Origin of the sequence: Streptomyces sp. NPDC091279, assembly GCF_044757465.1 — a bacterium.
Taxonomy (GTDB): domain Bacteria; phylum Actinomycetota; class Actinomycetes; order Streptomycetales; family Streptomycetaceae; genus Streptomyces.
This window is the reverse complement of the sequence record NZ_JBIVVA010000005.1, coordinates 425,513-448,668: the sequence shown is the minus strand read 5'-3', so window position 1 is coordinate 448,668 and position 23,156 is coordinate 425,513. Positions and strand designations below refer to the sequence as shown.

At 69.8% G+C, this 23,156-nt stretch carries 21 protein-coding genes and 3 pseudogenes; 17 read left to right on the top strand and 7 right to left on the bottom strand.

Annotation, left to right across the window (positions count from 1 at the left end; translation table 11 throughout):
* Nucleotides 1–176 precede the first annotated feature (176 nt).
* From ACIQOU_RS15315 to ACIQOU_RS15265, 11 genes are all read left to right on the top strand, one after another.
* Nucleotides 177–1,514 (top strand): MraY family glycosyltransferase, encoded by a 1,338-nt coding sequence (locus ACIQOU_RS15315; protein WP_401537181.1) that lies wholly within the window; start codon nt 177–179, stop codon nt 1,512–1,514.
* A gap of 298 nt (nt 1,515–1,812) precedes the next feature.
* On the top strand, nt 1,813–2,226 hold the full coding sequence (locus tag ACIQOU_RS15310; protein WP_401537180.1) for a hypothetical protein: 414 nt from the start codon (nt 1,813–1,815) through the stop codon (nt 2,224–2,226).
* Nucleotides 2,227–2,448: 222 nt separating this feature from the next.
* Nucleotides 2,449–3,258, top strand: coding sequence for a F0F1 ATP synthase subunit A (atpB, locus tag ACIQOU_RS15305; protein ID WP_401537179.1), 810 nt, complete (start codon nt 2,449–2,451; stop codon nt 3,256–3,258).
* 74 nt (nt 3,259–3,332) lie between these two features.
* Nucleotides 3,333–3,578 carry an ATP synthase F0 subunit C gene (atpE, locus tag ACIQOU_RS15300; protein WP_067259277.1) on the top strand — a complete coding sequence of 82 codons (246 nt, stop codon included), beginning with the start codon at nt 3,333–3,335 and terminating at the stop codon, nt 3,576–3,578.
* A gap of 43 nt (nt 3,579–3,621) precedes the next feature.
* Nucleotides 3,622–4,179 (top strand): F0F1 ATP synthase subunit B, encoded by a 558-nt coding sequence (locus ACIQOU_RS15295; RefSeq protein WP_401537352.1) that lies wholly within the window; start codon nt 3,622–3,624, stop codon nt 4,177–4,179.
* The gene (locus ACIQOU_RS15290) at nt 4,176–4,991 is read left to right on the top strand and encodes a F0F1 ATP synthase subunit delta (protein ID WP_401537178.1); all 816 of its coding nucleotides are present in this window, start codon (nt 4,176–4,178) and stop codon (nt 4,989–4,991) included. Before ACIQOU_RS15295 ends, ACIQOU_RS15290 begins: the two co-directional genes overlap by 4 nt.
* Before the next feature lie 128 nt (nt 4,992–5,119).
* Entirely contained in the window at nt 5,120–6,709 is a 1,590-nt protein-coding gene (gene atpA, locus ACIQOU_RS15285; RefSeq protein ID WP_401537177.1) for a F0F1 ATP synthase subunit alpha, read from the top strand.
* Between the two features lie 21 nt (nt 6,710–6,730).
* Nucleotides 6,731–7,648, top strand: a complete 918-nt coding sequence (locus ACIQOU_RS15280) for a F0F1 ATP synthase subunit gamma (protein WP_401537176.1) — start codon at nt 6,731–6,733, stop codon at nt 7,646–7,648.
* Nucleotides 7,648–9,084 carry a F0F1 ATP synthase subunit beta gene (atpD, locus tag ACIQOU_RS15275; protein WP_401537175.1) on the top strand — a complete coding sequence of 479 codons (1,437 nt, stop codon included), beginning with the start codon at nt 7,648–7,650 and terminating at the stop codon, nt 9,082–9,084. The genes ACIQOU_RS15280 and atpD overlap by 1 nt, the downstream gene beginning before the upstream one ends.
* A gap of 220 nt (nt 9,085–9,304) precedes the next feature.
* On the top strand, nt 9,305–9,679 hold the full coding sequence (locus tag ACIQOU_RS15270) for a F0F1 ATP synthase subunit epsilon (RefSeq protein ID WP_401537174.1): 375 nt from the start codon (nt 9,305–9,307) through the stop codon (nt 9,677–9,679).
* A 141-nt stretch (nt 9,680–9,820) separates the two neighbouring features.
* Nucleotides 9,821–10,267, top strand: a complete 447-nt coding sequence (locus ACIQOU_RS15265; RefSeq protein WP_401537173.1) for a DUF2550 domain-containing protein — start codon at nt 9,821–9,823, stop codon at nt 10,265–10,267.
* A 12-nt stretch (nt 10,268–10,279) separates the two neighbouring features.
* Here the strand turns inward: ACIQOU_RS15265 and ACIQOU_RS15260 are convergent.
* The 5 genes and pseudogenes from ACIQOU_RS15260 to ACIQOU_RS15240 all read right to left on the bottom strand — a co-directional run.
* A pseudogene (locus ACIQOU_RS15260) lies at nt 10,280–11,392 on the bottom strand (glycoside hydrolase family 18 protein); the annotation flags it as partial.
* A 314-nt stretch (nt 11,393–11,706) separates the two neighbouring features.
* Nucleotides 11,707–12,151, bottom strand: a pseudogene (locus ACIQOU_RS15255) (DNA-binding response regulator); the annotation flags it as partial.
* A gap of 8 nt (nt 12,152–12,159) precedes the next feature.
* Nucleotides 12,160–12,674 (bottom strand): annotated as a pseudogene (locus ACIQOU_RS15250) (histidine kinase); the annotation flags it as partial.
* A 226-nt stretch (nt 12,675–12,900) separates the two neighbouring features.
* Nucleotides 12,901–13,473 carry a cob(I)yrinic acid a,c-diamide adenosyltransferase gene (locus tag ACIQOU_RS15245; RefSeq protein WP_401537172.1) on the bottom strand — a complete coding sequence of 191 codons (573 nt, stop codon included), beginning with the start codon at nt 13,471–13,473 and terminating at the stop codon, nt 12,901–12,903.
* 45 nt (nt 13,474–13,518) lie between these two features.
* Nucleotides 13,519–14,784 carry a helix-turn-helix domain-containing protein gene (locus tag ACIQOU_RS15240; protein ID WP_401537171.1) on the bottom strand — a complete coding sequence of 422 codons (1,266 nt, stop codon included), beginning with the start codon at nt 14,782–14,784 and terminating at the stop codon, nt 13,519–13,521.
* A 187-nt stretch (nt 14,785–14,971) separates the two neighbouring features.
* Here ACIQOU_RS15240 and ACIQOU_RS15235 point away from each other — a divergent pair, with 187 nt between their 5' ends.
* The 4 genes from ACIQOU_RS15235 (at nt 14,972) to ACIQOU_RS15220 (ending at nt 20,009) form a co-directional block, all read left to right on the top strand.
* Complete coding sequence (locus ACIQOU_RS15235; RefSeq protein WP_401537170.1) at nt 14,972–15,391, top strand: ATP-binding protein; 420 nt, start codon at nt 14,972–14,974, stop codon at nt 15,389–15,391.
* A 365-nt stretch (nt 15,392–15,756) separates the two neighbouring features.
* Nucleotides 15,757–16,605: a 3-hydroxyacyl-CoA dehydrogenase family protein gene (locus ACIQOU_RS15230; protein WP_401537169.1), complete on the top strand. Its 849-nt coding sequence runs from the start codon at nt 15,757–15,759 to the stop codon at nt 16,603–16,605.
* Between the two features lie 329 nt (nt 16,606–16,934).
* A complete protein-coding gene (locus tag ACIQOU_RS15225) occupies nt 16,935–17,258 on the top strand; it encodes an STAS domain-containing protein (protein WP_401537168.1) in 324 nt (107 codons plus the stop codon).
* A 237-nt stretch (nt 17,259–17,495) separates the two neighbouring features.
* Nucleotides 17,496–20,009 carry an ATP-binding protein gene (locus tag ACIQOU_RS15220; protein ID WP_401537167.1) on the top strand — a complete coding sequence of 838 codons (2,514 nt, stop codon included), beginning with the start codon at nt 17,496–17,498 and terminating at the stop codon, nt 20,007–20,009.
* Between the two features lie 100 nt (nt 20,010–20,109).
* On the opposite strand, the gene nucS is transcribed toward ACIQOU_RS15220, so the two are convergent.
* Nucleotides 20,110–20,781 carry an endonuclease NucS gene (nucS, locus tag ACIQOU_RS15215; RefSeq protein ID WP_401537166.1) on the bottom strand — a complete coding sequence of 224 codons (672 nt, stop codon included), beginning with the start codon at nt 20,779–20,781 and terminating at the stop codon, nt 20,110–20,112.
* A 297-nt stretch (nt 20,782–21,078) separates the two neighbouring features.
* Between nucS and ACIQOU_RS15210 the strand changes: the two genes are divergently transcribed.
* Nucleotides 21,079–21,471, top strand: a complete 393-nt coding sequence (locus tag ACIQOU_RS15210; RefSeq protein ID WP_401537165.1) for an SCO5389 family protein — start codon at nt 21,079–21,081, stop codon at nt 21,469–21,471.
* 72 nt (nt 21,472–21,543) lie between these two features.
* Here ACIQOU_RS15210 and ACIQOU_RS15205 read toward each other — a convergent pair whose 3' ends face one another.
* On the bottom strand, nt 21,544–22,572 hold the full coding sequence (locus ACIQOU_RS15205) for an LLM class flavin-dependent oxidoreductase (protein ID WP_401537164.1): 1,029 nt from the start codon (nt 22,570–22,572) through the stop codon (nt 21,544–21,546).
* Between the two features lie 223 nt (nt 22,573–22,795).
* On the opposite strand from ACIQOU_RS15205, the gene ACIQOU_RS15200 reads away from it, so the two are divergent.
* Nucleotides 22,796–23,137: an ATP/GTP-binding protein gene (locus ACIQOU_RS15200; protein ID WP_401537163.1), complete on the top strand. Its 342-nt coding sequence runs from the start codon at nt 22,796–22,798 to the stop codon at nt 23,135–23,137.
* Nucleotides 23,138–23,156: the final 19 nt, after the last annotated feature.

The window sequence follows — 23,156 nt, the reverse complement described above, 5'->3', positions numbered from 1 at the left end:
CGTATGCCGGGCCAAAGGGGGTAGGCGGGCGGACGGGACGTGGCCCGCGCGACCACGCCCCCGGCGACCCGTGCAACCATCGTCGTTACCCGGTAGTCCCCACAGATATGCGCCGTGTATCGGTCGATCGCTAGTGTGTGGGGCTGAGATGGCCAGCGAGACCTGTGGGGAAGCCCGTGCGTGAATACCTGCTGACGCTCTGCGTCACGGCCGCGGTGACGTATCTGCTGACAGGGCCGGTACGGAAGTTCGCGATCGTGGCCGGGGCGATGCCGGAGATCAGGGCCCGTGACGTGCACCGGGAACCCACTCCACGGCTCGGCGGGATCGCCATGTTCTTCGGTCTGTGCGCGGGGTTGCTGGTCGCGGACCATCTGACCAACCTCAACGAGGTGTTCGAGAACTCCAACGAACCGCGCGCGCTGCTCTCCGGGGCGGCGGTGATCTGGCTGATCGGCGTCCTGGACGACAAGTTCGAGATCGACGCGCTGCTCAAGCTGGGCGGCCAGATGATCGCCGCCGGCGTCATGGTCATGCAGGGGCTGACGATCCTGTGGCTGCCGGTCCCGACCGTCGGCACGGTCGCGCTGACCCAGTGGCAGGGCACCCTGCTGACGGTCGCGCTGGTCGTCATCACCATCAACGCGGTCAACTTCGTCGACGGCCTCGACGGCCTCGCGGCCGGCATGGTGTGCATCGCCTCGGCCGCGTTCTTCATGTACACGTACCGCATCTGGTACTCGTACGGCATCGAGGCGGCCGCCCCGGCGACGCTGTTCGCGACGATCCTGATGGGCATGTGCATCGGCTTCCTGCCGCACAACATGCACCCCGCGCGGATCTTCATGGGTGACTCGGGCTCGATGCTGATCGGCCTGGTGCTGGCGGCGGGCGCGATCTCGGTCACCGGGCAGGTCGACCCCGACAACCTCTTCGGCGGGTCCGAGCGCAGCACCGTGCACCAGATGGTGCCGGTCTACATCCCGCTGCTGATGCCGCTGACCATCATCGCGGTGCCCACCGCCGACCTGGTGCTGGCCATCGTGCGGCGCACCTGGCGCGGGCAGTCGCCGTTCGCGGCGGACCGGGGGCATCTGCACCACCGGCTCCTGGAGATCGGGCACTCGCACAGCCGGGCGGTGCTGATCATGTACTTCTGGTCGGCGCTGATCGCCTTCGGGGCGCTCGCCTACTCGGTCAACTCGGCTTCCATGTGGATCGTGTTGGGGGTCGTGTTCCTCAGCGCGTTCGGGCTCGCGCTGCTGTTGCTGCCGCGTTTCACGCCGCGTGCGCCGCGCTGGGCGGAGAGCTTCGTGCCGCCCCGGTACCGGCGCCGTCGCCGGACGGCGCCCGAACTCCCGGCGGCGGCCGGGGCGGTGGCCCGGGAGAGCGACGACGAGCCGCGAACTCCCGTCGCGGCGGGGGCTGCTGGGCTCAACGGGGCGACGGCGATGGGGGCTCGGCCGGGGTTCCTGGAGCGGCGCAAGGCCGAGTCGTCGCGCTCGTCACGTTGACGCGACAAGGTAAGAATCTGACGAGAGCATTGCCAAAACGTGGGGGAGTAAACCTCCCGAATACCAGACAAGTCACCCTCGATTTCGGTGGAACGCGCAGTTTCACTCTCATGTGTGACAGCAAGCACCCCTGCTTGGTAAAGACCGCATCAAATAGTTTGTGATACTGTTCACGAGAACCCCCGGACAGAGCTGAAGGGCCGCAGTGCGTCGGCCCCTTGGCGTGAGGCTCTCTCCCGCTCCGGGACTACGCTCGTCCATGACGACACCTGCCCCCCTTGAATGCGGAGTTGCCGCCATGCAGTCCCCCGACGTACGAACGCTCCTGCACTGCGCCCTGCCCACCGCTGTCGCGGGTGTGGCGGGAGTCGCGGTGAGTGCCGCCGTTGCCGGTGGTAAAGGTGCGCTCGGTGCGGTTCTGGGTGCGGCGCTCGTCCTGTTGTTCATGGGGAGCGGGTTGATGATGCTGCTGCGCACGGCACGTCAGTTCCCGCACCTGTTCCAGTCGATGGGTCTGCTGGTCTATACGACGCAGATCCTGGTGCTGATGATCGTCCTGATCGTGTTCAAGGGCACCACGGCGTTCAACCCGAGGTGCTTCGCGTTCACCCTGCTCGCCGCGACCCTCGTGTGGATCGCCGCGCAGGTGTACTCGCACATGAAAGCCAAGATTCTCTATGTCGAGCCGGACTCCGCCCGGACGACATCGTGACAGGTAGGGCCGGGGTAAAGGGGCTTCCGCTCATTTGCTATGGTCTCGCCACAACTGCGGCAGAGCTGGCGCGGGCGGCAGCCGAGCCTGTGACGCCTCACGGCTCGAAGCCCAGTAGCCGCCCCCAGATTCGTAAGTCCAGTCCAGTGCCGTCCCGCGGTCGCAGGCCGCGCCGACACATCGAGGTTGCCGTACCCATGCGCCATGCTGAAGGAGCTCGCGGTGAGTAACGCCAAGACGCTCGCCTTCGAGACCGACTGTCATATCTTCGACGGGTGCGGATTCCCGACCCCCGGCCTGCACTCGTTCATGTTCGAGCCGATCTTCACCGTCGGCGGCATCGACTTCAACAAGCCGATACTGCTGGCGCTGCTGAGCACGGTCCTCGTCATCGGGTTCTTCTGGGCCGCCTTCAACAAGCCGAAGCTGATCCCCGGCAAGCTCCAGATGGTCGGTGAGGTCGGCTACGACTTCGTCCGCCGCGGAGTCGTGTACGAGACGATGGGCAAGCGCGAGGGCGAGAAGTACGTCCCGCTGATGGTCTCGCTCTTCTTCTTCATCTGGATCATGAACCTTTGGTCGATCATTCCGGTCGCCCAGTTCCCGGCCACATCGGTCATCGCCTTCCCGGCCGGCCTCGCCGCCCTCGTCTACATCGTGTGGATGAGCGTGACGTTCAAGCGGCACGGGTTCATCGGCGGCTGGAAGAACATCACCGGCTACGACCGCTCGCTCGGCCCGGTGTTCCCGATGGTCATGTTCTTCGAGTTTCTCTCGAACGTGTTCATCCGGCCGTTCACCCACGCCGTCCGGCTCTTCGCCAACATGTTCGCCGGGCACGTTCTGATCCTGATCTTCACCATCGGAACGTGGTACCTGCTCAACGGCATCGGCATCGCCTACTCCGCCGTGTCGTTCCTGATGGTGCTCGTGATGACGGTCTTCGAGCTGTTCATCCAGGCCCTCCAGGCCTACGTCTTCATCCTCCTGTCCTGTAGCTACATCCAGGGCGCGCTCGCCGAGCACCACTGAGCACCCGTCACCACCCCCTGAAACTCGCGGTGGCCAACCCCCACCGTCCTGCGTAAAGAGAAGGAAGTTACGGCATGTCCGCTCTCGACACCCTCGCCGCGGTCGAAATCAAGGGCAACCTCGCTGCCATCGGCTACGGTCTCGCGGCCATCGGCCCCGGCGTCGGCGTTGGCATCATCTTCGGTAACGGCACCCAGGCGCTGGCCCGCCAGCCCGAGGCCGCCGGCCTGATCCGCCAGAACCAGATCCTCGGCTTCGTGCTCTGTGAGGCGCTCGCCCTCATCGGCCTGGTCATGGGCTTCGTCTACCCGTCCGCCTGACCAACTCGGGCGACGAGAGAATTCCACGGAAGGAACTGATGTGATCTCGCCCTTGCTGCAAATCGCGGCCGAGGAGGAGGCCCAGAATCCTCTGATCCCGGAGATCCCCGAGCTCGTCATCGGCCTGATCGCTTTCGCGATCGTGTTCTTCGTCCTGGGCAAGAAGCTCCTTCCGAACATCAACAAGGTTCTGGAAGAGCGTCGCGAGGCCATCGAGGGCGGTATCGAGAAGGCCGAGGCCGCGCAGACCGAGGCACAGAGCGTTCTTGAGCAGTACAAGGCTCAGCTCGCCGAGGCCCGTCACGAGGCCGCGCGCCTGCGCCAGGAAGCACAGGAGCAGGGCGCCACGCTCATCGCCGAGATGCGCGCGGAAGGCCAGCGGCAGCGCGAGGAGATCGTCGCCGCCGGTCACACGCAGATCGAGGCCGACCGCAAGGCCGCCGCGTCGGTCCTGCGCCAGGACGTCGGCAAGCTCGCCACCGACCTGGCCGGCAAGCTCGTCGGCGAGTCCCTTGAGGACCACGCCCGCCAGAGCCGTGTCATCGACCGCTTCCTCGACGACCTCGACGAGAAGGCGACGAAGGCCGAGGCCGCCCGATGAACGGGGCGAGCCGCGAGGCCCTGGCAGCCGCACGTGAGCGTCTGGACGCGCTGACGGATTCCACGTCCGTCGACGCCGGCACGCTCGCCGCCGAACTGGCCGCCGTCACCGCGCTGCTCGACCGTGAGGTGTCCCTGCGTCGGGTCCTCACCGACCCGGCGCAGGCCGGCGAGGCCAAGGCCGAACTGGTCCAGCGTCTGCTGGGCAGCCAGGTCGGCGGTCCCACCGGGGACCTGGTCGCCGGTCTGGTGCGCTCCCGCTGGTCGCAGTCGCGCGACCTGGTGGACGCGCTGGAGGAGCTGGCGGACACCGCCGACCTCACCGCCGCGCAGCAGGCGAACACCCTGGACGACGTCGAGGACGAGCTGTTCCGGTTCGGCCGGATCGTCTCCTCCTCCACCGGACTGCGCGCCGCGCTGACCGACCGCAAGGCCACCACCGCGGCCAAGGTCGAGCTGCTGCACCGGCTGCTCGGCGGCCGTGCCGACGTGGTCACCGAGCGTCTGGTGACGCGTCTGGTCACCGCGCCCCGGGGACGTAGCCTGGAGTCGGGACTCGAATCCCTGTCCAGGCTCGCCGCGGACCGCCGGGACCGGATGGTCGCCGTCGTCACCTCGGCGGTGCCGCTGAGCGACCCGCAGAAGCAGCGCCTGGGCGCCGCCCTCGCGAAGCTCTACGGGCGCCGCATGCACCTCAACCTCGACGTGGACCCCGCGGTCGTCGGCGGGATTCGGGTGCAGGTCGGGGACGAGCTGATCAACGGCTCGCTCGCGGACCGCATCGAGGACGCCGGCCGCCGCCTGGCGAGCTGACCAGCACACGCATTACAGGCAGTACGCATTCACTACGGCCCTGGTTGGGCCGTGCAGAAGAATCCTGGGGGTCGCCCCCAGACCCCAAAGTGAAACTTCGGGCCCAACAAGGAGAGCAGGGAACCCAGATGGCGGAGCTCACGATCCGGCCGGAGGAGATCCGGGACGCGCTGGAGAACTTCGTCCAGTCGTACAAGCCGGACGCGGCCTCGCGCGAGGAGGTCGGTACGGTCACCCTTGCCGGCGACGGCATCGCGAAGGTCGAGGGCCTCCCCTCGGCCATGGCCAACGAACTGCTGAAGTTCGAGGACGGCACCCTCGGTCTTGCGCTCAACCTCGAAGAGCGCGAGATCGGTACCGTCATCCTCGGTGAGTTCAGCGGCGTCGAGGAGGGACAGCCGGTCACCCGTACCGGAGAGGTCCTCTCCGTCGCGGTCGGCGAGGGCTACCTCGGCCGCGTCGTCGACCCGCTCGGCAAGCCGATCGACGGCCTCGGCGAGATCGAGACGTCCGGCCGCCGCGCGCTGGAGTTGCAGGCCCCCACGGTCATGCAGCGCAAGTCGGTGCACGAGCCGATGGAGACCGGCTACAAGGCCGTCGACGCCATGACCCCGGTCGGCCGCGGCCAGCGTCAGCTGATCATCGGCGACCGCCAGACCGGCAAGACCGCCCTGGCCGTCGACACGATCATCAACCAGCGTGACAACTGGCGCACCGGCGACCCGAAGAAGCAGGTCCGCTGCATCTACGTCGCCATCGGCCAGAAGGGCTCCACCATCGCGTCCGTACGCGGTGCGCTGGAGGAGAACGGCGCGCTGGAGTACACGACGATCGTGGCCGCCCCGGCGTCCGACCCGGCCGGCTTCAAGTACCTCGCCCCGTACACCGGTTCGGCCATCGGCCAGCAGTGGATGTACGAGGGCAAGCACGTCCTGATCATCTTCGACGACCTGTCGAAGCAGGCCGACGCCTACCGCGCCGTGTCGCTGCTGCTGCGCCGCCCGCCGGGCCGTGAGGCCTACCCCGGCGACGTCTTCTACCTGCACTCCCGTCTGCTGGAGCGCTGCGCGAAGCTGTCCGACGAGGAAGGCGCCGGTTCGATGACCGGTCTGCCGATCGTCGAGACCAAGGCCAACGACGTCTCGGCGTTCATCCCGACCAACGTCATCTCCATCACCGACGGCCAGTGCTTCCTGGAGTCGGACCTGTTCAACGCCGGTCAGCGCCCCGCGCTGAACGTCGGTATCTCCGTCTCCCGAGTCGGTGGTTCCGCGCAGCACAAGGCGATGAAGCAGGTGTCCGGCCGACTCCGCGTCGACCTCGCCCAGTTCCGTGAGCTGGAGGCGTTCGCCGCCTTCGGTTCCGACCTGGACGCCGCGTCGAAGGCGCAGCTGGAGCGCGGTGCCCGCATGGTGGAGCTGCTCAAGCAGTCCCAGTACCAGCCGATGTCGACCGAGGACCAGGTCGTCTCGGTGTGGGCCGGCACCACGGGCAAGATGGACGACGTCCCGGTCAACGACATCCGCCGCTTCGAGAAGGAGCTGCTTGAGTACCTGCACCGCAAGGAGCAGGGCCTCATGACCTCCATCCGCGAGGGCGGCAAGATGTCGGACGACACCCTCACCGCCGTTGCCGACGCGATCGCCGACTTCAAGAAGCAGTTCGAGACCTCGGACGGCAAGCTTCTCGGCGAGGACGCCCCGGCCGCCGCCAAGTGACGTAAGGAAGGGACCTGACTCATGGGAGCCCAGCTCCGGGTCTACAAGCGTCGCATCCGATCCGTCACCGCGACCAAGAAGATCACCAAGGCGATGGAGATGATCGCCGCCTCGCGTGTCGTCAAGGCACAGCGCAAGGTGGCGGCCTCCACGCCGTACGCGCAGGAACTCACGCGTGCGGTCACGGCGGTCGGTACCGGCTCGAACACGAAGCACCCGCTGACCACGCAGGCCGAGACGGTCGTGCGGTCCGCGGTGCTGCTCCTGACGAGCGACCGCGGCCTCGCCGGTGCCTTCAACTCCAACGCCATCAAGGCGGCGGAGAAGCTCACCGAGCGGCTGGAGCGGGAGGGCAAGGAGGTCGAGATCTACATCGTCGGCCGCCGTGGTCTCGCCCACTACAACTTCCGTGAGCGCAAGGTCGCGGAGTCGTGGACCGGCTTCACCGACGAGCCGACGTACGCGGACGCCAAGAAGGTCGCGGCTCCGCTGATCGCGGCGATCGAGAAGGACACGGCCGAGGGCGGCGTGGACGAACTCCACATCGTCTTCACCGAGTTCGTGTCGATGATGACGCAGACGGCCCTCGACGACCGTCTGCTGCCGCTCAGCCTCGAAGAGGTCGCGAAGGAAGCAGCCCCCCAGGGCGAGATCCTTCCCCTCTACGACTTCGAGCCGTCGGCGGAGGACGTCCTGGACGCCCTTCTGCCGCGGTATGTGGAGAGCCGCATCTACAACGCGCTTCTCCAGTCGGCCGCTTCGAAGCACGCCGCCACCCGGCGTGCGATGAAGTCGGCTACCGACAACGCGGGCGAGCTGATCGAGACGCTCTCCCGTCTTGCCAACGCGGCCCGCCAGGCCGAAATCACCCAGGAAATCAGCGAGATCGTCGGTGGCGCCAGCGCCCTGGCCGACGCGACCGCGGGGAGTGACCGCTAATGACCACCACTGTTGAGACCGCGACGGCCACGGGCCGCGTCGCCCGGGTCATCGGCCCGGTCGTCGACGTGGAGTTCCCCGTCGACGCGATGCCGGAGATCTACAACGCGCTGCACGTCGAGGTCGCCGACCCGGCGAAGGACGGCGAGCGCAAGACGCTGACCCTGGAGGTCGCCCAGCACCTGGGTGACGGCCTGGTCCGCACCATCTCCATGCAGCCCACCGACGGTCTGGTCCGCCAGGCCGCCGTGACGGACACCGGCTCCGCCATCTCCGTCCCCGTCGGCGACTTCACCAAGGGCAAGGTGTTCAACACCCTCGGTGAGGTGCTCAACGTCGACGAGCAGTACACCGGCGAGCGCTGGCCGATCCACCGCAAGGCGCCGAACTTCGACGAGCTTGAGTCGAAGACCGAGATGTTCGAGACCGGCGTCAAGGTCATCGACCTGCTGACCCCGTACGTCAAGGGCGGCAAGATCGGTCTGTTCGGTGGTGCCGGTGTCGGCAAGACGGTGCTCATCCAGGAGATGATCTACCGCGTCGCCAACAACCACGACGGTGTCTCCGTGTTCGCCGGTGTCGGTGAGCGCACCCGTGAGGGCAACGACCTCATCGAGGAGATGTCCGAGTCCGGCGTCATCGACAAGACGGCGCTCGTCTTCGGTCAGATGGACGAGCCCCCGGGCACCCGTCTGCGCGTCGCGCTGGCCGGCCTCACCATGGCCGAGTACTTCCGTGACGTCCAGAAGCAGGACGTGCTGTTCTTCATCGACAACATCTTCCGCTTCACGCAGGCCGGTTCCGAGGTCTCGACCCTGCTCGGCCGCATGCCCTCCGCGGTGGGCTACCAGCCGAACCTGGCCGACGAGATGGGTCTCCTCCAGGAGCGCATCACCTCGACCCGCGGTCACTCGATCACCTCGATGCAGGCGATCTACGTCCCCGCGGACGACCTGACCGACCCGGCCCCGGCCACCACCTTCGCCCACCTCGACGCGACGACGGTGCTCTCCCGTCCGATCTCGGAGAAGGGCATCTACCCGGCCGTGGACCCGCTGGACTCCACGTCCCGCATCCTGGACCCGCGCTACATCGCGGCGGACCACTACGCCGCCGCGATGCGGGTCAAGACGATCCTTCAGAAGTACAAGGATCTCCAGGACATCATCGCGATCCTCGGTATCGACGAGCTGGGCGAGGAGGACAAGCTCGTTGTCCACCGCGCCCGTCGCGTGGAGCGCTTCCTGTCCCAGAACACCCACGTCGCCAAGCAGTTCACCGGCGTCGACGGGTCGGACGTTCCGCTGGACGAGTCGATCGCCGCGTTCAACTCGATCTGCGACGGTGAGTACGACCACTTCCCGGAGCAGGCGTTCTTCATGTGCGGTGGCATCGAGGACCTCAAGGCCAACGCCAAGGAGCTGGGCGTCTCCTGAGCTTTGAGCTCATCGTGAGCTCGATCTGAGCTCGTCTGAGGGGGCGGGCCGCGTCCCGCCCCCTCAGCCACGCCCTCTGCTGCATCACCTGGGGGACAACCCCCAGACCCCCCAGCAGAGTGCTGAGGCCGGGCCCCGATACATGGGCGCTCGGAGCCCCATTAGACTTATACACAACACCCGGCGCGAGAAAGCCGGGTGGTGACCCGAGGAGCCTTACATGGCTGCTGAGCTGCACGTCGCGCTGGTCGCGGCCGACCGAGAGGTCTGGTCCGGCGAGGCCACCCTGGTCGTCGCGCGCACCACGTCCGGCGACATCGGCGTCATGCCCGGTCACCAGCCGCTGCTCGGTGTGCTGGAGTCGGGCCCGGTGACCATCCGTACGAGTGACGGTGGCACCGTCGTCGCCGCGGTGCACGGCGGTTTCATCTCGTTCGCCGACAACAAGCTGTCGCTGCTGGCCGAGGTGGCCGAGCTGTCCGACGAGATCGATGTCCAGCGCGCCGAACGCGAGCTGGAGCGGGCCAAGTCGGAGGGTGACTCCTCCGCCGAGCGTCGCGCGGACGTACGACTGCGTGCGGCGGCGGCGAGCTGAAGCCGCGCCCCATGTGATGACGTCACTCAGCCGCGGTCGGCACCGGAACCCTCCGGTGCCGACCGCGGCTGAGGCAGATCTGGATGTTTTTTCCTTTCCGTTACCTGTACGGGTACCTAGGAGACGAGGAGGTCGGTGTCGATGGTCCTCGCTCTGACTATGTGCGGAATCGTCGTCGCCCTCGTGGTGGTGGGGCTGTTCGTCTTCGGCCTGCGCCGCAGACTCATCCAACGCTCCGGTGGCACCTTCGACTGTTCGCTGCGCTGGGACGTCCCCGAGAAACCCGACACCAGCGGAAAAGGCTGGGGTTACGGAGTCGCCCGCTACAACGGCGACCGCATCGAGTGGTACCGCGTCTTCTCCTACGCCTACCGCCCGCGCCGGGTCCTGGAGCGCGCCGCGATCGAGGTCGCCGGACGCCGACTGCCCGAGGGCGAGGAGGAGTTGGCGCTGCTCTCCGACGCCGTTGTCCTCACCTGTCTGCACCGGGGCACGCGTCTCGAACTGGCCCTCAGCGAAGACGCGCTGACCGGTTTCCTCGCGTGGCTTGAGGCAGCCCCGCCCGGTCAGCGTGTGAACGTCGCCTAGAGGCTTGGTGCCTTATCGAAGGCCGCTGTCGATCGCGCTCACCAGTTCGCCGCTCGCGGTGTCGCCGCTGAACTCCCAGAAGAACGCGCCGCCCAGACCCTGCGCCTTGGCCCACGCCATCTTCGTCCCGATGGTCGCCGGGGTGTCGTACGACCACCAGTCGGAACCGCACTTCGCGTAGGCCGTGCCCGCGATCGTGCCGGTTGCCGGGCAGGACGTCTTGAGGACCTTGTAGTCCTCGATGCCCTGCTCGTAGGTGCCCGCCGCCGGACCCGTCGCCGTGCCGCCCGGGGTGTCCTGGGTGACGCCGGTCCAGCCGCGCCCGTAGAAGCCGATGCCGATCAGGAGCTTGCTCGCGGGCACGCCGATCGCCTTGAACTTCGCCATCGCGTCGGCCGTGGTGTACCCGGCCTTCGGTATGCCGGGGTACGAGGTCAGCGGCGAGTGCGGGGCCGTCGGGCCCTGCGCGTCGAAGGCGCCGAAGAAGTCGTACGTCATCACGTTGTACCAGTCGACGTACGGGGCCGCGCCGGCGTAGTCGGCGGCCTCGATCTTGCCGCCGGCCGAACCGTCGGCGGTGGTGGCCGCGGTGACCAGGTTGCCCGTGCCGAACGTGGCGCGCAGCGCCTGCATCAGGTTCTTGTAGGCCGCGGCGCCACTGGTGTCGCAGGTCAGGCCGCAGGCGTTGGGGTACTCCCAGTCGATGTCGATGCCGTCGAAGACGTCCGCCCAGCGCGGGTCCTCGACCAGGTCGTAGCAGGACTGCGCGAACGCCGCCGGGTTCTGGGCGGCCTCGGCGAAGCCGCCGGACCAGGACCAGCCGCCGAAGGACCACAGCACCTTGAGGTTGGGGTACTTGGCCTTCAGCTGGCGCAGCTGGTTGAAGTTGCCGCGCAGCGGCTGGTCCCAGGTGTCGGCGGTGCCGCTGACGGACTGGTCGGCGGTGAACGCCTTGTCGTAGTCGGCGTAGGAGTCACCGATCGCGCACTTGCCGCCGGTGACGTTGCCGAAGGCGTAGTTGATGTGCGTGATCTTCGCGGCCGAGCCGGAGGTCACCAGGTTCTTGACGTTGTAGTTGCGGCCGTAGATGCCCCACTCGGTGAAGTAGCCGAGCTTGACCGTGTCGGCGGCGGCACGTGGGGGAGCGTCGGCGGTGGCCTGGGTGACGGGGGTGGTCGCGCTGGTCGCGGTGGCCGTGGCGTCGGCGGGGCTCGCCAGACCGACCAGGGTGGCCAACGGCAGCAGCAGGCCGGCGAATCCGGCCGCGGCTCGGTGTCTGAAGCGCATGCGCGCCTCCTTCGGGGTGGGGGGGGTGGGGGCGGGCGGCACGACAGGGCGCGGCGCCCACGGTTCCGCGAGAATAGAAAGGTCTGGACCATAGGTCAAGAGGTCTGGACCAGTTGGCCACCGGTGTGCCGACCCCTGACATGGCCGGTTTCCTAGATCCCCAACTCCTTTGCCAGCATGGCTGTTTGGACCCGGTTGCGCAGTTCCAGCTTCCCCGGCGGTCGGCTGACGTGCGTCTTCGCGGTGGCCTCGGCCATGGCGAGGCGGTCGGTGATCTCTCCGTTGGACATGCCCTCACCCAGACCCGCCAACACCTCCCGCTCCCGCCCGGTCAACGAGGCCAACTCCGTTGGATCGGGGGCGGGTTCAGGCATCGGGGTCTGCCGCGAACTCCGCGATCGGACGCCCGGTGACGGCCGGGACGACCAGTCCCTCGCCGCGCGCCACCGCCCGCACGGCCGCGAGCAGCCCGCGCGCAGCGCCCCGAGACATACGCGTCCAGATCGAACGTCGTCAGCACCAGGGCTTTGCCCAGCCCCCCGACACCCCGTCCAGACAAGGCATTTGAACGTCCATCAGCAACAGCCCGGCCCGAACGGCGGACTGACCCCGAGGGCGTCCCGGGAGGCCCTCGGGGCGTCGAGGAGGGAGAGCGTGGCGGTGGAGTGGATCGCGAGGGCGGAGAGGTTCCCGGCGACCATGTCGTGCAACTCCCTTGCCATCCGCGCCCGTTCCGCGCCGACCGCCTGACTGCGGTCCAACTCGGCCAGTAGCACGGTCCGTTCGGCCCGCAGCCGCGCCGACTCCGCCGCGTCCCGATGGGATCGGACCAGGGCGCCGGTCGCCGCCGGGGCGAACGAGACGATGCCGGTGGCGAACCGGATGAGCAGCGCGCCTCCGGCACCCGCCTCCACGCGACGAACCCGAGGGTGATGCCGAGGGTGACCACGCCGGTGGTGATCGGCAGATGGCGGGCGGCGGCCGGGGTGCTGTGGAGGGCGGCCGTGTACATCAGGTCCGTGTACATCGTGAGCGTGGCCAGGCTGCCCCGGGTGCACAGGTCGGCGCGCAGGGTGAGGGTGTCGACGCCGACCCGGCACGGTCTGGTGCGGGTCCGCCGCGAAGGGTGCCTGGCTGTGCACCCTGGTCGCGGCGGTCGTCGCCCTCGTGCTGTTGCAGGCCGCGTGCTGGTACGTCGGTGACGGTGACGTCTCGTCCCTGCGGTCCTTCCAGGGGACGGCGCGGCGGGGGGACCGTCCTTCACGCCCTGATCAACCTTGACCTATCTGATCCGGTCCAAGAAGGCCCCGGCCGTGCCCGCCGCCCCGCTGTCAGTGGGCTCGGGGTCAGCGTTCGCCGCCCGGTACCCACAGGACGTCCCCGGTGGTGAGGTTGGCCGCGCGGGCCAGGATGAACAGCAGGTCCGACAGCCGGTTGAGGTAGGTCGCGGTGAGCGGGTTCATGGTCTCGCCGTGCGCCTCCAGGGCGGCCCAGGTGGAGCGTTCGGCGCGGCGGACGACCGTGCAGGCCTGGTGGAGCAGGGCGGCGGCGGGGGTGCCGCCCGGCAGGATGAACGAACGGAGCTTCTCCAGCCGTTCGTTGAAGCGGTCGCAGTCCGCCTCCAGCCGGTCGATGTAGAACTGCTCGACCCGCAGCGGCGGGAACTGAGGCTCCGCCACCACCGGCGTGGACAGGTCCGCGCCGACGTCGAACAGGTCGTTCTGCACCCGGGTCAGGACGGCGACGATGTCCTCGGCGGGCTCACCGAGGGCGATCGCCGTTCCGATCGCCGCGTTCGCCTCGTTGGCGTCGGCGTACGCGGAGATCCGCAGATCGGTCTTGGGCACCCGGCTCATGTCCCCGAGATTCGTGGTACCCCGGTCGCCGGTCCTGGTGTAGATACGCGTCAGATTGACCATGGGGTCAGGGTAGTTAGGGGTGGGGGGTGTGGCCGACTCATCGACTCAGGCGGCGAGTGCGGTGCGGATGTTCTCACGGAGTTCCCGTGCCCCGTTGTGCTGCGGGGGGAGCAGCTCGGCGAGGGAGCGCAGGCGCTTGCGTCCGGGGGTCGACGGCCTGGCCGTGGTGGCGTCCACGAAGCGGTGCCCCAACTCGACGCCCTGCTCTACGTTCCCGGACACCAGGTAGCCGTTGGCCGCGTCCGAGAGGACCGCGATGGAGGTCATCGACCTGTCGTCGCCGAGATGGTCCAGGGAGTCCTGGGCGGCCTGTTCAAGGGCGGGGTGACGCAGCCGTGCGTAAGTGGACACCACCAGGGAGTCCAGGCGGGGTCGCTGGCAGAAATGCACCCATGCCTGTTCCGCGTCGGGGTCGGCGTAGTCGAAGGCGGTCATGGCTCGCTCCACCGAGCGCAACGCGCCTTCACGGTCGCCGAGGGCGGCCGCCTCCTCGGCCTCGCGACCGGCGAGCCAGGCGCGGGCCGTCGCGTATCCGGCTCCTCGCACGTGGCCCTGCGCGGTGACCAGCATCTCCCGGGCCTTGCCTCCGTCGACCGCGTAGGAGGCGTACCCCATGGTCAGCGCCACTACCGGCGGGTGTCCGGCTTCCCGGCCCGCGAGCATCGCTGTCCGGTAGTAGTGCTGGGCGGACTTCGTGTCCCCGGTGTCGAACGCGGCCCACCCGGCCAGCGCGGCTGATTCCCCGGCCGCGACCAGCAACGCCTTGCGGTGCTCACCGGCTCGGGGGAGCAACGCGGTCAGCGTCTCCAGATGACCGGTCACCCGCTCCCCGAGCAGCCGGACGGGCAGATTGCGTCCGCCGATGAACATCTCCGCCGTCGTCCTGACGATTCGGTCGGTCGTCTCGGCGTCCACGCGGGGGCCGGTGACCGCTGCGGCGAGCCGTCCCCACGGCTCAAGTGCCGCTCCGGAGGCCAGTATCGAAACACCCAGGAACTCGCGTCGCTCCACGTCGGAAGCCTCCTCCTGATGGTCGTTCAACAGTACTGACGCGGACGTCGACCGGCGGTATCGCCGACTGGCGGTGACCGCTCGCCGGACGTCCTCGACGGTGAGGCCGTAGCCCTCGGCGATCAGTGCGTGCCAGGCCGGGATGGGAAGCCTTCGCTCCGTTTCCCACCGTTTGATGTTCTCCGGGTCGACCCAGCGGCCGCCCGCGCGTTCCAGTAACTCCGCCTGTTCCTGCCTGGTGCGCCCGGCGGCCTGCCGGAGCCCGCGCAGCAGACGGCCGATCCCCTCGGGACATGTCACCGGCGCCCTCCGCTTCCCCTTTTGTCGCCCTGGGTCCCATCTTGGCCCCCTGAACCGGCCCTCCGCCGGGAAACGCACCCTCATGCGGCCCTGCGGGAGACGGCGGCACATTCGTTGGACTGGGCACACGCCCGCTGTCCGTCATGCGGACACGGCGCCCTTCTTCCCCCGACCGGCGAGGCCAGAGATGACCGTGACCGCATTGCCCCACTCCACCGGACACCCGGGATACACCGAGACACTGCCCTGCGAGGCGCGGAGTGCCAAGAGGGCCCGCAGACTGGTCAGGACGGCCCTGGCCGCCTGGGCCCTCGACCACCTGGCCGAGCCCGGCGAACTGGTCGTCACCGAGCTGGTGGCCAACGCCTCCCAGCACACCCGGTGCCGGTACATCCACGTCACGGTCACCCGGCCGAGTGACGACCTCGTGCGCATCGGCGTGGTGGACAAGAGCCACACGGTGCCCGAGCCGCGGAACCCGGACCACCACGAGGTGCGGGGCCGCGGCCTGGCCCTGATCGCGGCCCTGACCCACCGTTGGGGAACCGACCTGCTGCCGTGGGGCAAGAAGGTCTGGGGCGAACTGCACAGCGGGGCCGTCCACTGACCCGCCTCGCCCGTGACCGGGACGGGTGACCACGGCTGCGACCCGGACGTCGGCCGTGCACCCGACCGTGCTCCTCCCGCGCGAACAGCGCCGTGCCCGGAACCGCGGGTGAACTCCCGCCCTCTCCGGCAGGGGTGGCCGCACTCCCCGGCGACATCGAGCCGCTCCCGGCGAGGGACAGCGTCCTCAACTACGCCCCCCGCGCCCCCCGGTGACCCCCTCCAGCCGCCCCCTCCGCCCGCTCCCGTGTGATGTCCGCCAGTTGAGACGTGACGCGCGTTACTAAGCGGTCACACAGGGGGTCCTGGGCGCTAGGGTCCGGCGGAAGGGATAGCGTGCAACGCGTTTCAAAGGGGAGTCGCACAGTGGCACGGAAGCTTGCCGTCATCGGAGCCGGTCTCATGGGGGCCGGCATCGCCCAGGTGTCCGCCCAGGCCGGTTGGGACGTGGTCCTGCGGGACGTCACCGACCAGGCCCTCACCCGCGGCACCGACGGCATCAAGGCCTCGTACGACAAGTTCGTCAGCAAGGGCCGCATGGAGGCGCACGACGCCGACGCCGCCCTCGCCCGCATCACCACGACCACCGACCTGGACGCGGTCGCGGACGCCGACCTCGTCGTCGAGGCCGTCTTCGAGGAGCTGGAGGTCAAGCACGAGATCTTCCGCGCCCTCGACACCCTCGTCGCCGAGCACACCGTGCTCGCCTCCAACACCTCCGCCATCCCGATCACGAAGATCGCCGCCGCCACCGGACGCCCCGAGCGCGTGGTCGGCGTCCACTTCTTCTCCCCGGTGCCGATGATGCAGCTCGTCGAGCTGGTCCGCGGCTACAAGACGAGCGACGAAACCCTCGCCACCGCACGGGAGTTCGCCGAGTCCCTCGGCAAGACCTGCATCGTCGTCAACCGTGACGTCGCCGGCTTCGTGACGACCCGTCTCATCTCCGCGCTGGTCGTCGAGGCCGTCAAGCTCCACGAGTCCGGCGTCGCCACCGCCGAGGACATCGACCTGGCCTGCAAGCTCGGCTTCGGGCACGCCATGGGCCCGCTGGCCACCGCCGACCTCACCGGCGTCGACATCCTGCTGCACGCCGCCGGGAACATCTACACCGAGTCGCAGGACGAGAAGTTCGCCCCGCCGGAGCTGATGCGCCGGATGGTGGACGCCGGTGACATCGGCCGCAAGAGCGGGCAAGGCTTCTACACGTACTGAGGTCCGCCACATACCGCACGTACGTCGGCGCGTGCCGCAGCTACGCACGCGTGTGCCGAACCTGTGGCACGCACACCCCGGCGGAAAACCGCACAGCCCCGGAGGCCATCACTCTCAGGGGTGAATTCGGTATCGGTTCGCTTACAGACGGCAACCAGTCGGCCGCTGAAGCAGTCAGACGTTGCACAGTCATAAGTCAGACGTTGCACCGTCACGGACGACAGTCACCGTCACACGGCACGTCACGCATCACCTTCATGAACCACCTTCATGAACCACTGTCATGAGTCACCGTCACGGAGTAGGCCACCGCACTCACGGGAGCGCATATGCACATCAGGGGCGACCACGTCGAGCTGGTCGTCGGGGGCCGCCTCGACGTCCGCAGCGCGGCGGACGCCCGTACGGCCCTGCACTCGGCCGTCGACGACGGGGTCGGGGACCTGGTCCTGGACCTGTCCGAACTCGACTCGTGGGACGCCACCGGACTCGGCGTCATCATGGGCGTCCACCGCCGGGCCGGACGCTGCGGCCGCCGCCTGGTGCTGCGCGACGTGCCCCCGCAGATGCAGCGCCTCCTGGTCGCCACCCGGCTGCACCGCATCCTGGCGATCGAGGGCGGCATCGGCCTGGAGTCGCTGCCCCGCGTCTGACCCCCGTACCCCGGCCGTTCACCCCTGCGCACCGCGCATCGCGCGCAATCCTCATGAGACTGTGACCTCTCGGGCTGCCCGGCACCCCGGACTGTCACCGATACTGAACACGGTTTAAGGTTCGGTCGCCCGCTGCCTGACATCCCTGTCGGCGGGTCCGGACCAGAAGCGACAGCGTGGTGTGCAGCAAGGCCGGGAGGTGCTTTGACCGCACGACGCTCTTGGGGGCTTTGACCTATGGACCCGACCGACCGGGGAGCCGACGAGTACGGCCACGACGGCGACGGCGCCCTCGCGCGCCCGCGCCCGCCCAGGGACCCCCTCACCCCCGACTTCGCCCAGAGCGCGCCCGCTCTCGCCCGCACCGTGCGCCTCGTCGCCGGCGAGCACCTGCTCACCGTCAACCCGGTCGACGGCAGCGAGATAGCGGCCTGCCCGCCCGGCGAACGCCCCCCGCACCCGCCCAAGCGCACCGCCGCCGCCCGCGCCGAGGCCGCCCGCGCCGCCCGCCCGCCGGTGCCGCCGGGCCCGGCCCGGCCCGCGCTGCCGCTCCTGGAGCGCCAGGACGAACGCGAACGCCTGGTCAGGCTGCTCGCCCGCGGCCGTTCCGTCCGGCTGACCGGACCCGCCGGTTCCGGCCGCAGCAGCCTCCTCGACCTCGTCGCCGACGACTGCTCGGACCTCGCCCCCGACGGCGTCGTCCGCCTCGACGGCTTCCACCGCACCGCCGACGACGTCCTGCACGACCTCCTGCACGCCGTCCACGACGCCCCCCTGCACCGCCCCGGACGCGACGAACTCCTCGCCCTGGTCCGGGAGATCGGCGCCGTCGTCGTCCTGGACGACGTCGAGTTCGGCGGCGCCGCCCTGGACACGCTCCTGGACGCGACCCCCGAGTGCGCCTTCCTGTTCGCCGCCACCCCCGACGTCCGCGCGCCCTCCGCGGGGGCCGCCGTCGAGGAGGTCTTCCTCGGCGGCCTGGACCGGGCCGGCGGCGTCGACATCCTGGAACGCGCCGTCGGCCGCCCCCTCACCGAGGAGGAGGCCAACTGGGCCGGAGACCTCTGGTTCGAGTCCGAGGGCCTGCCGCTCCGCTTCGTCCAGGCCGGTGCCCTCCTCGACCAGCGTGAGAAGCGCCGCGCCGGGGCCCGCGCCGTCGACACGTACGGCGTCTTCACCGACCTGCTCCCGCCCGCCGACCCGACCGCCGCCGCCGTCGCCGACGTCGACGAGGTGCCGTTGCCCTCCCTCGGGGAGGCCGCCGCGCCCGCCCCGCTGCTCGCCTCGCGGCTGACGTCCTCGGCCCGCGAGACCCTGCGGTTCGCCGTCGCGCTCGGCGGTGAGGTGCCGCACCCGGCGCACCTGCCCGCGCTGATCGGTGACACCCACGCGGACGCCGCCCTCGGTGAACTGGCCGCCTGCGGTCTGGTCTCGCCGGTCGGCGCCCGCTACCGGCTCGCCGCCGGAGTCATCGCCCAACTGGAAGCCGCCGGGTACGGCGACGACATCGAGGCCCGCGCGCACGCCGTCGCCCAGCACTACACCTGGTGGGCCGGGCACCCCTCGGTCACCCCGGAACGGGTCGCCGCCGAGGCCGGTGCCGTGCTCGCCGCCCTCGCCGTGCTGGCGCCCGCCGCCACCCCGCCCGCCGAGGACGAACGGCAGCCCGTCGCCGTCCGGCTCGCCCGCACCGCCGCCCCCGCGTTCGCCGCGAGCCTCGACTGGAACGCCTGGGAACGCGCCCTGCGCGCCGGTGCCGAGGCCGCCAGGCTCTCCGGCGAAGTCGCTGAACAGGCCTACTTCCACCATGAGTTGGGCGTCCTCGCGCTCTGCGAGGGCCAGCTCGACCGGGCCCGCGCCGAGCTGGAGGCCTCCGTCGGCCTGCGCGGCGCCCTCGCCGACCGACGCGGCACCGTCGCCGGACGCCGGGCCCTCGCCCTGGTCGCCGACCGCTCAGGCACCGCGCCGGGACTGCTCGCCGGGCTCGCCGCGAGCGCCGCACCGGACGCCGCCCAGGAGCCGCGCACCCCGCCCGCCGGAGTGACCAAGGCGCTCACCCCGGTCGGAGAGACCTCCCCGACCGTCGTCAGCCACCGGGCCACCCCGCCGGTGCTCGGCCCGCCGGCCCCGGCCCGCTCCCGGGGCGCCGGGCTGCGCGGCGTGGCCCGCCGCAACCTCGTCTCGGCCGGTGCGGGCGCCCTCCTCGTCGCCGTCCTCGGCACCGTCGTCACCCTCGGCGTGACCGGCAACGACGACGCCGGCACCCCCTCCGACCGGGTCGGCGTCAACCCGACGGCGGGCACCGACCTCGACGACGGCAGCGTCGGCGCCGACACCCCGGCCACCGGCGACGCCAGACCCGGCACCGGCACACTCACCGGCGGCCCGAGCGACCCCGGCCCCGACGGCACCCTCGGCACCGCCGACGACCCGACGCCGACCGGCAGCGGGGAACCCACCGACGACCCGAGCGGCACCCAGGTCCCGACCCGGTCGCCGTCGCAGTCGGCGTCGTCGCGGCCGCCCACCAGCCCGACGACCTCGCCGAGCAGGCCGACGACCTCGCCCAGCGACTCCGGGTCGCCCAGCGACAGCCCGACGCCGACCGAGAGCGAGCCGCCCACCCCGACCGAGACGGCCGACCCGACCGTCTCCGACTCGGCGAGCGACCCCGCCCCCTCGACCCCGGTGGCCAGCGACTCGGTCACCCCGACCCCGTCGAGCGACAGCGCGACGCCCGAGGTGATCTGAGCCGGCGGTACGCGCGGACGAAAGGGGGGCCGGGTCCGTCGTACGGACCTGGCCCCCCCTTCGTTCGTCCCGTCATGGACGGGAGTGTCGTGAACGGGCTCTAGAACAGGCGGAGTTTGTCGTCCTCGATGCCGCGCAGGGCGTTGTAGTCGAGGATCTGGCAGCCGATGCCCCGGTCGGTGGCGAGCACCCGGGCCTGCGGCTTGATCTCCTGGGCGGCGAACACCCCGCGCACCGGCGCGAGATGCGGGTCACGGTTCAACAGCTCCAGATAGCGCGTCAGTTGCTCCACGCCGTCGATCTCGCCGCGCCGCTTGATCTCGACCGCGACGGTCTGCCCGGAGGCGTCACGGCACAGGATGTCGACCGGACCGATGGCCGTCATGTACTCGCGGCGGATGAGCGTGTAGCCCTCGCCGAGGGTGTCGATGCGGTCCGCGAGCAGCTCTTGGAGGTGCGCTTCCACGCCGTCCTTGATCAGGCCGGGGTCGACGCCCAGTTCGTGCGAGGAATCGTGGAGGACTTCCTCCATCGTGATGATCAGTTTCTCGCCCGCCTTGTTGACGACGGTCCAGATCCCCTCCTCGTCCGCACCGCCCTCCTTCAACGTGCAGGGCGGGGACATCCAGTTGAGAGGCTTGTAGGCGCGGTCGTCCGCGTGGATCGAGACGCTGCCGTCGGCCTTGACCAGGATCAGGCGGGGCGCCGAGGGAAGGTGGGCGGTGAGCCGGCCGGCGTAGTCGACGGAGCACCGGGCGATGACGAGACGCATGGTCGGCAACGCTACTCGACGGGCGTGGGTGGACGCGATTCGCCCTGTAATTCAACTGTTCACCGTTGGCCGATTGTGAGCCCAACCCGAGTGGCCTATGTACGCATTCTCCTGGTGCCGTCACCGGCCGCTGCTTACGGTAGTGAACGGGAGGTCGCGAGACGTGTACACAGCGTGCCTGATTTCAGCCTGCTTGCTTTCAGACTGCTCGGTTTGTCCTGCCTGCTCTGTCTCGCGTACTCCCTCAACTGTCCGGCAACCCCCGCTCCTGGTGGCGGGGGTGCGAGAGGAGTACCCATGTCGCTCGACGTCTCACCGGCCCTACTCGAACAGGCCGAGCGAGGCGAGGTCGACGAAGCTGCCTTCGTCGACTGCGTCCGGACCTCCCTGCCTTACGCATGGGAGATGATCAGCTCCCTGGTGGCCCAGCTGAAGGTGGACGGCGGAGCCTTCGCCGACAACCAGACGCCCCCGCCGGACGAGCAGGCGCGCGGTCAGCTGCTGCGTGCCCTGGCGAGTGACGCGATTCGCGGCGCGCTGCAACGGCATTTCGGTGTCCGGCTCGCCTTCCAGAACTGTCACCGGGTGGCGGTCTTCCCGTTGGACCCCTCGGTCGACGAGAAGCTGACCCGTTTCACCTCGGTCCGCTCCCAACTGCTCAACCAGTCACCGGAGTTCCGGGACTGCTGAGTACGGGGCCCGTTGCTTGCCGCTCCCCGCGCGGGAGGTGCGATTCGCAGGGAGCGGCAAGCGTCCCTTCCATCAGCCGAGGCGCGGAAGAACCTCGGAACCCAGTCGCCGGACGTTCTCCTCGGTGGCCGCGAGGTCGCCGGTCCCCTCGACCAGCAGCGCGAACCGGGTGACGCCGGTCCGTTCGCTGGTCGCGGCGAGCCGGTCGGCACAGAGCCGGGCCGGGCCCACCGGGTGCAGCCCGCAGAGGAGTTCGGTGTAGGCCAGCGGGTCGCGCATCCGCCGCTCCCGCCCGTCGACGGTGACGTGCGCGCCCAGACCCTCGCGCAGCCACCCCGGCATCGCCTTCGTCAGCGACTCCACCGCGTCGGCGCGCCGGTCCGCGATCTGGCAGACCCCGGCCGACACATGGGCCGCGCCGCGCACCTCCTCCGCCGTCCGCCCCGCCTCGCGCGCGTGGCGCGCCCACGCGGCGACCATCTCCGCCTTCTCCTCGTCCCCGACATGCATCCCGAGCAGCATCGGCAGCCCCCGTTCGGCGGCCAGCCGCACACTCGACGGCGAGGTGCACGCCACCACCACCTCCGGCCCCGCCGCCGCCGACAACGCCTCATCAGCGCGCGGAACGACGGTGACCTCACGGAACCCGAACCGCTCGCCGTGCCCCGCCACCGACGGTTCCCGCAGCCAGCGCGTCACCAGGTCGAGGGATTCCGGGAACCCCTCCTCGTACGCGGCGAGACCGGTGCCGAACACCTCCAGGTCGACCCACGGCCCGCCGCGCCCCACGCCCAGCGAGAACCGCCCGCCGGACAGCACATGCAGCAGCGCCGCCTGCTCACCCACCGCCACCGGGTGCGCCGTCGGCAGCACAGTCACCGCGGTGCCGACCCGGATACGCCGGGTGCGGCCGAGCAGCAGCGCGGCCAGGGTGAGGGCCGACGGGCAGGTGCCGTACGGGACGAAGTGGTGTTCGGCCAGCCAGACCGCGTCGAGGCCGGCCTCCTCGGCGACCTCCGCCGAGCGGACCGCGCGGTGCAGGGCCTCTCCCTGGCCCTGTCCGGGGAACTGGGCCGCCAACACGAACGTTCCAACGCGCATCGATCTTTTCCCGCTTCCTTGGCTCCGACCGGGAGCTCCCCCGCACCGCATAACCGGACGACACGTGCCGAGGACACGGCCTGGCGGGGAGATTTGCGGATTGTCTGGAGAATGTGGCTTCGTGTAGGGGGACTTGCGCGGATATCCGCCCTACGCGTACCCCCCGCCGCGCCCTTTAGGCTGGGAGGCGACCCGTGCTTCTGCTAGCTCCGTGAGGTGTCCTGTGTCCCCGCGTCGCAATCGACCCCAGGGTTTCGGCCCGGCGGGCTCGTCCGGCCGCAGCGCCGAGGACGACCGGCCGGGCCGCTACGGCGGCTGGCAGTCCTCCGAGAGCTGGCAGGGGGAGGAGTGGAGCGTGCGCCATGTGGCGGGAGCCAGCGCCCAGGGCAAGACCTACCGCTGCCCCGGCTGCGACCAGATGATCCCCTCCGGCGTCCCGCACGTGGTGGCCTGGCCCGAGCACGCGGGCGTGGACGACCGGCGCCACTGGCACAAGGCCTGCTGGAACGCGAAGGACCGCCGCGCCACACGGGCACGGCGGTCCAGGAACGCGCCCAGATTCTGAGCGTCGGCCGGGGCGGCGT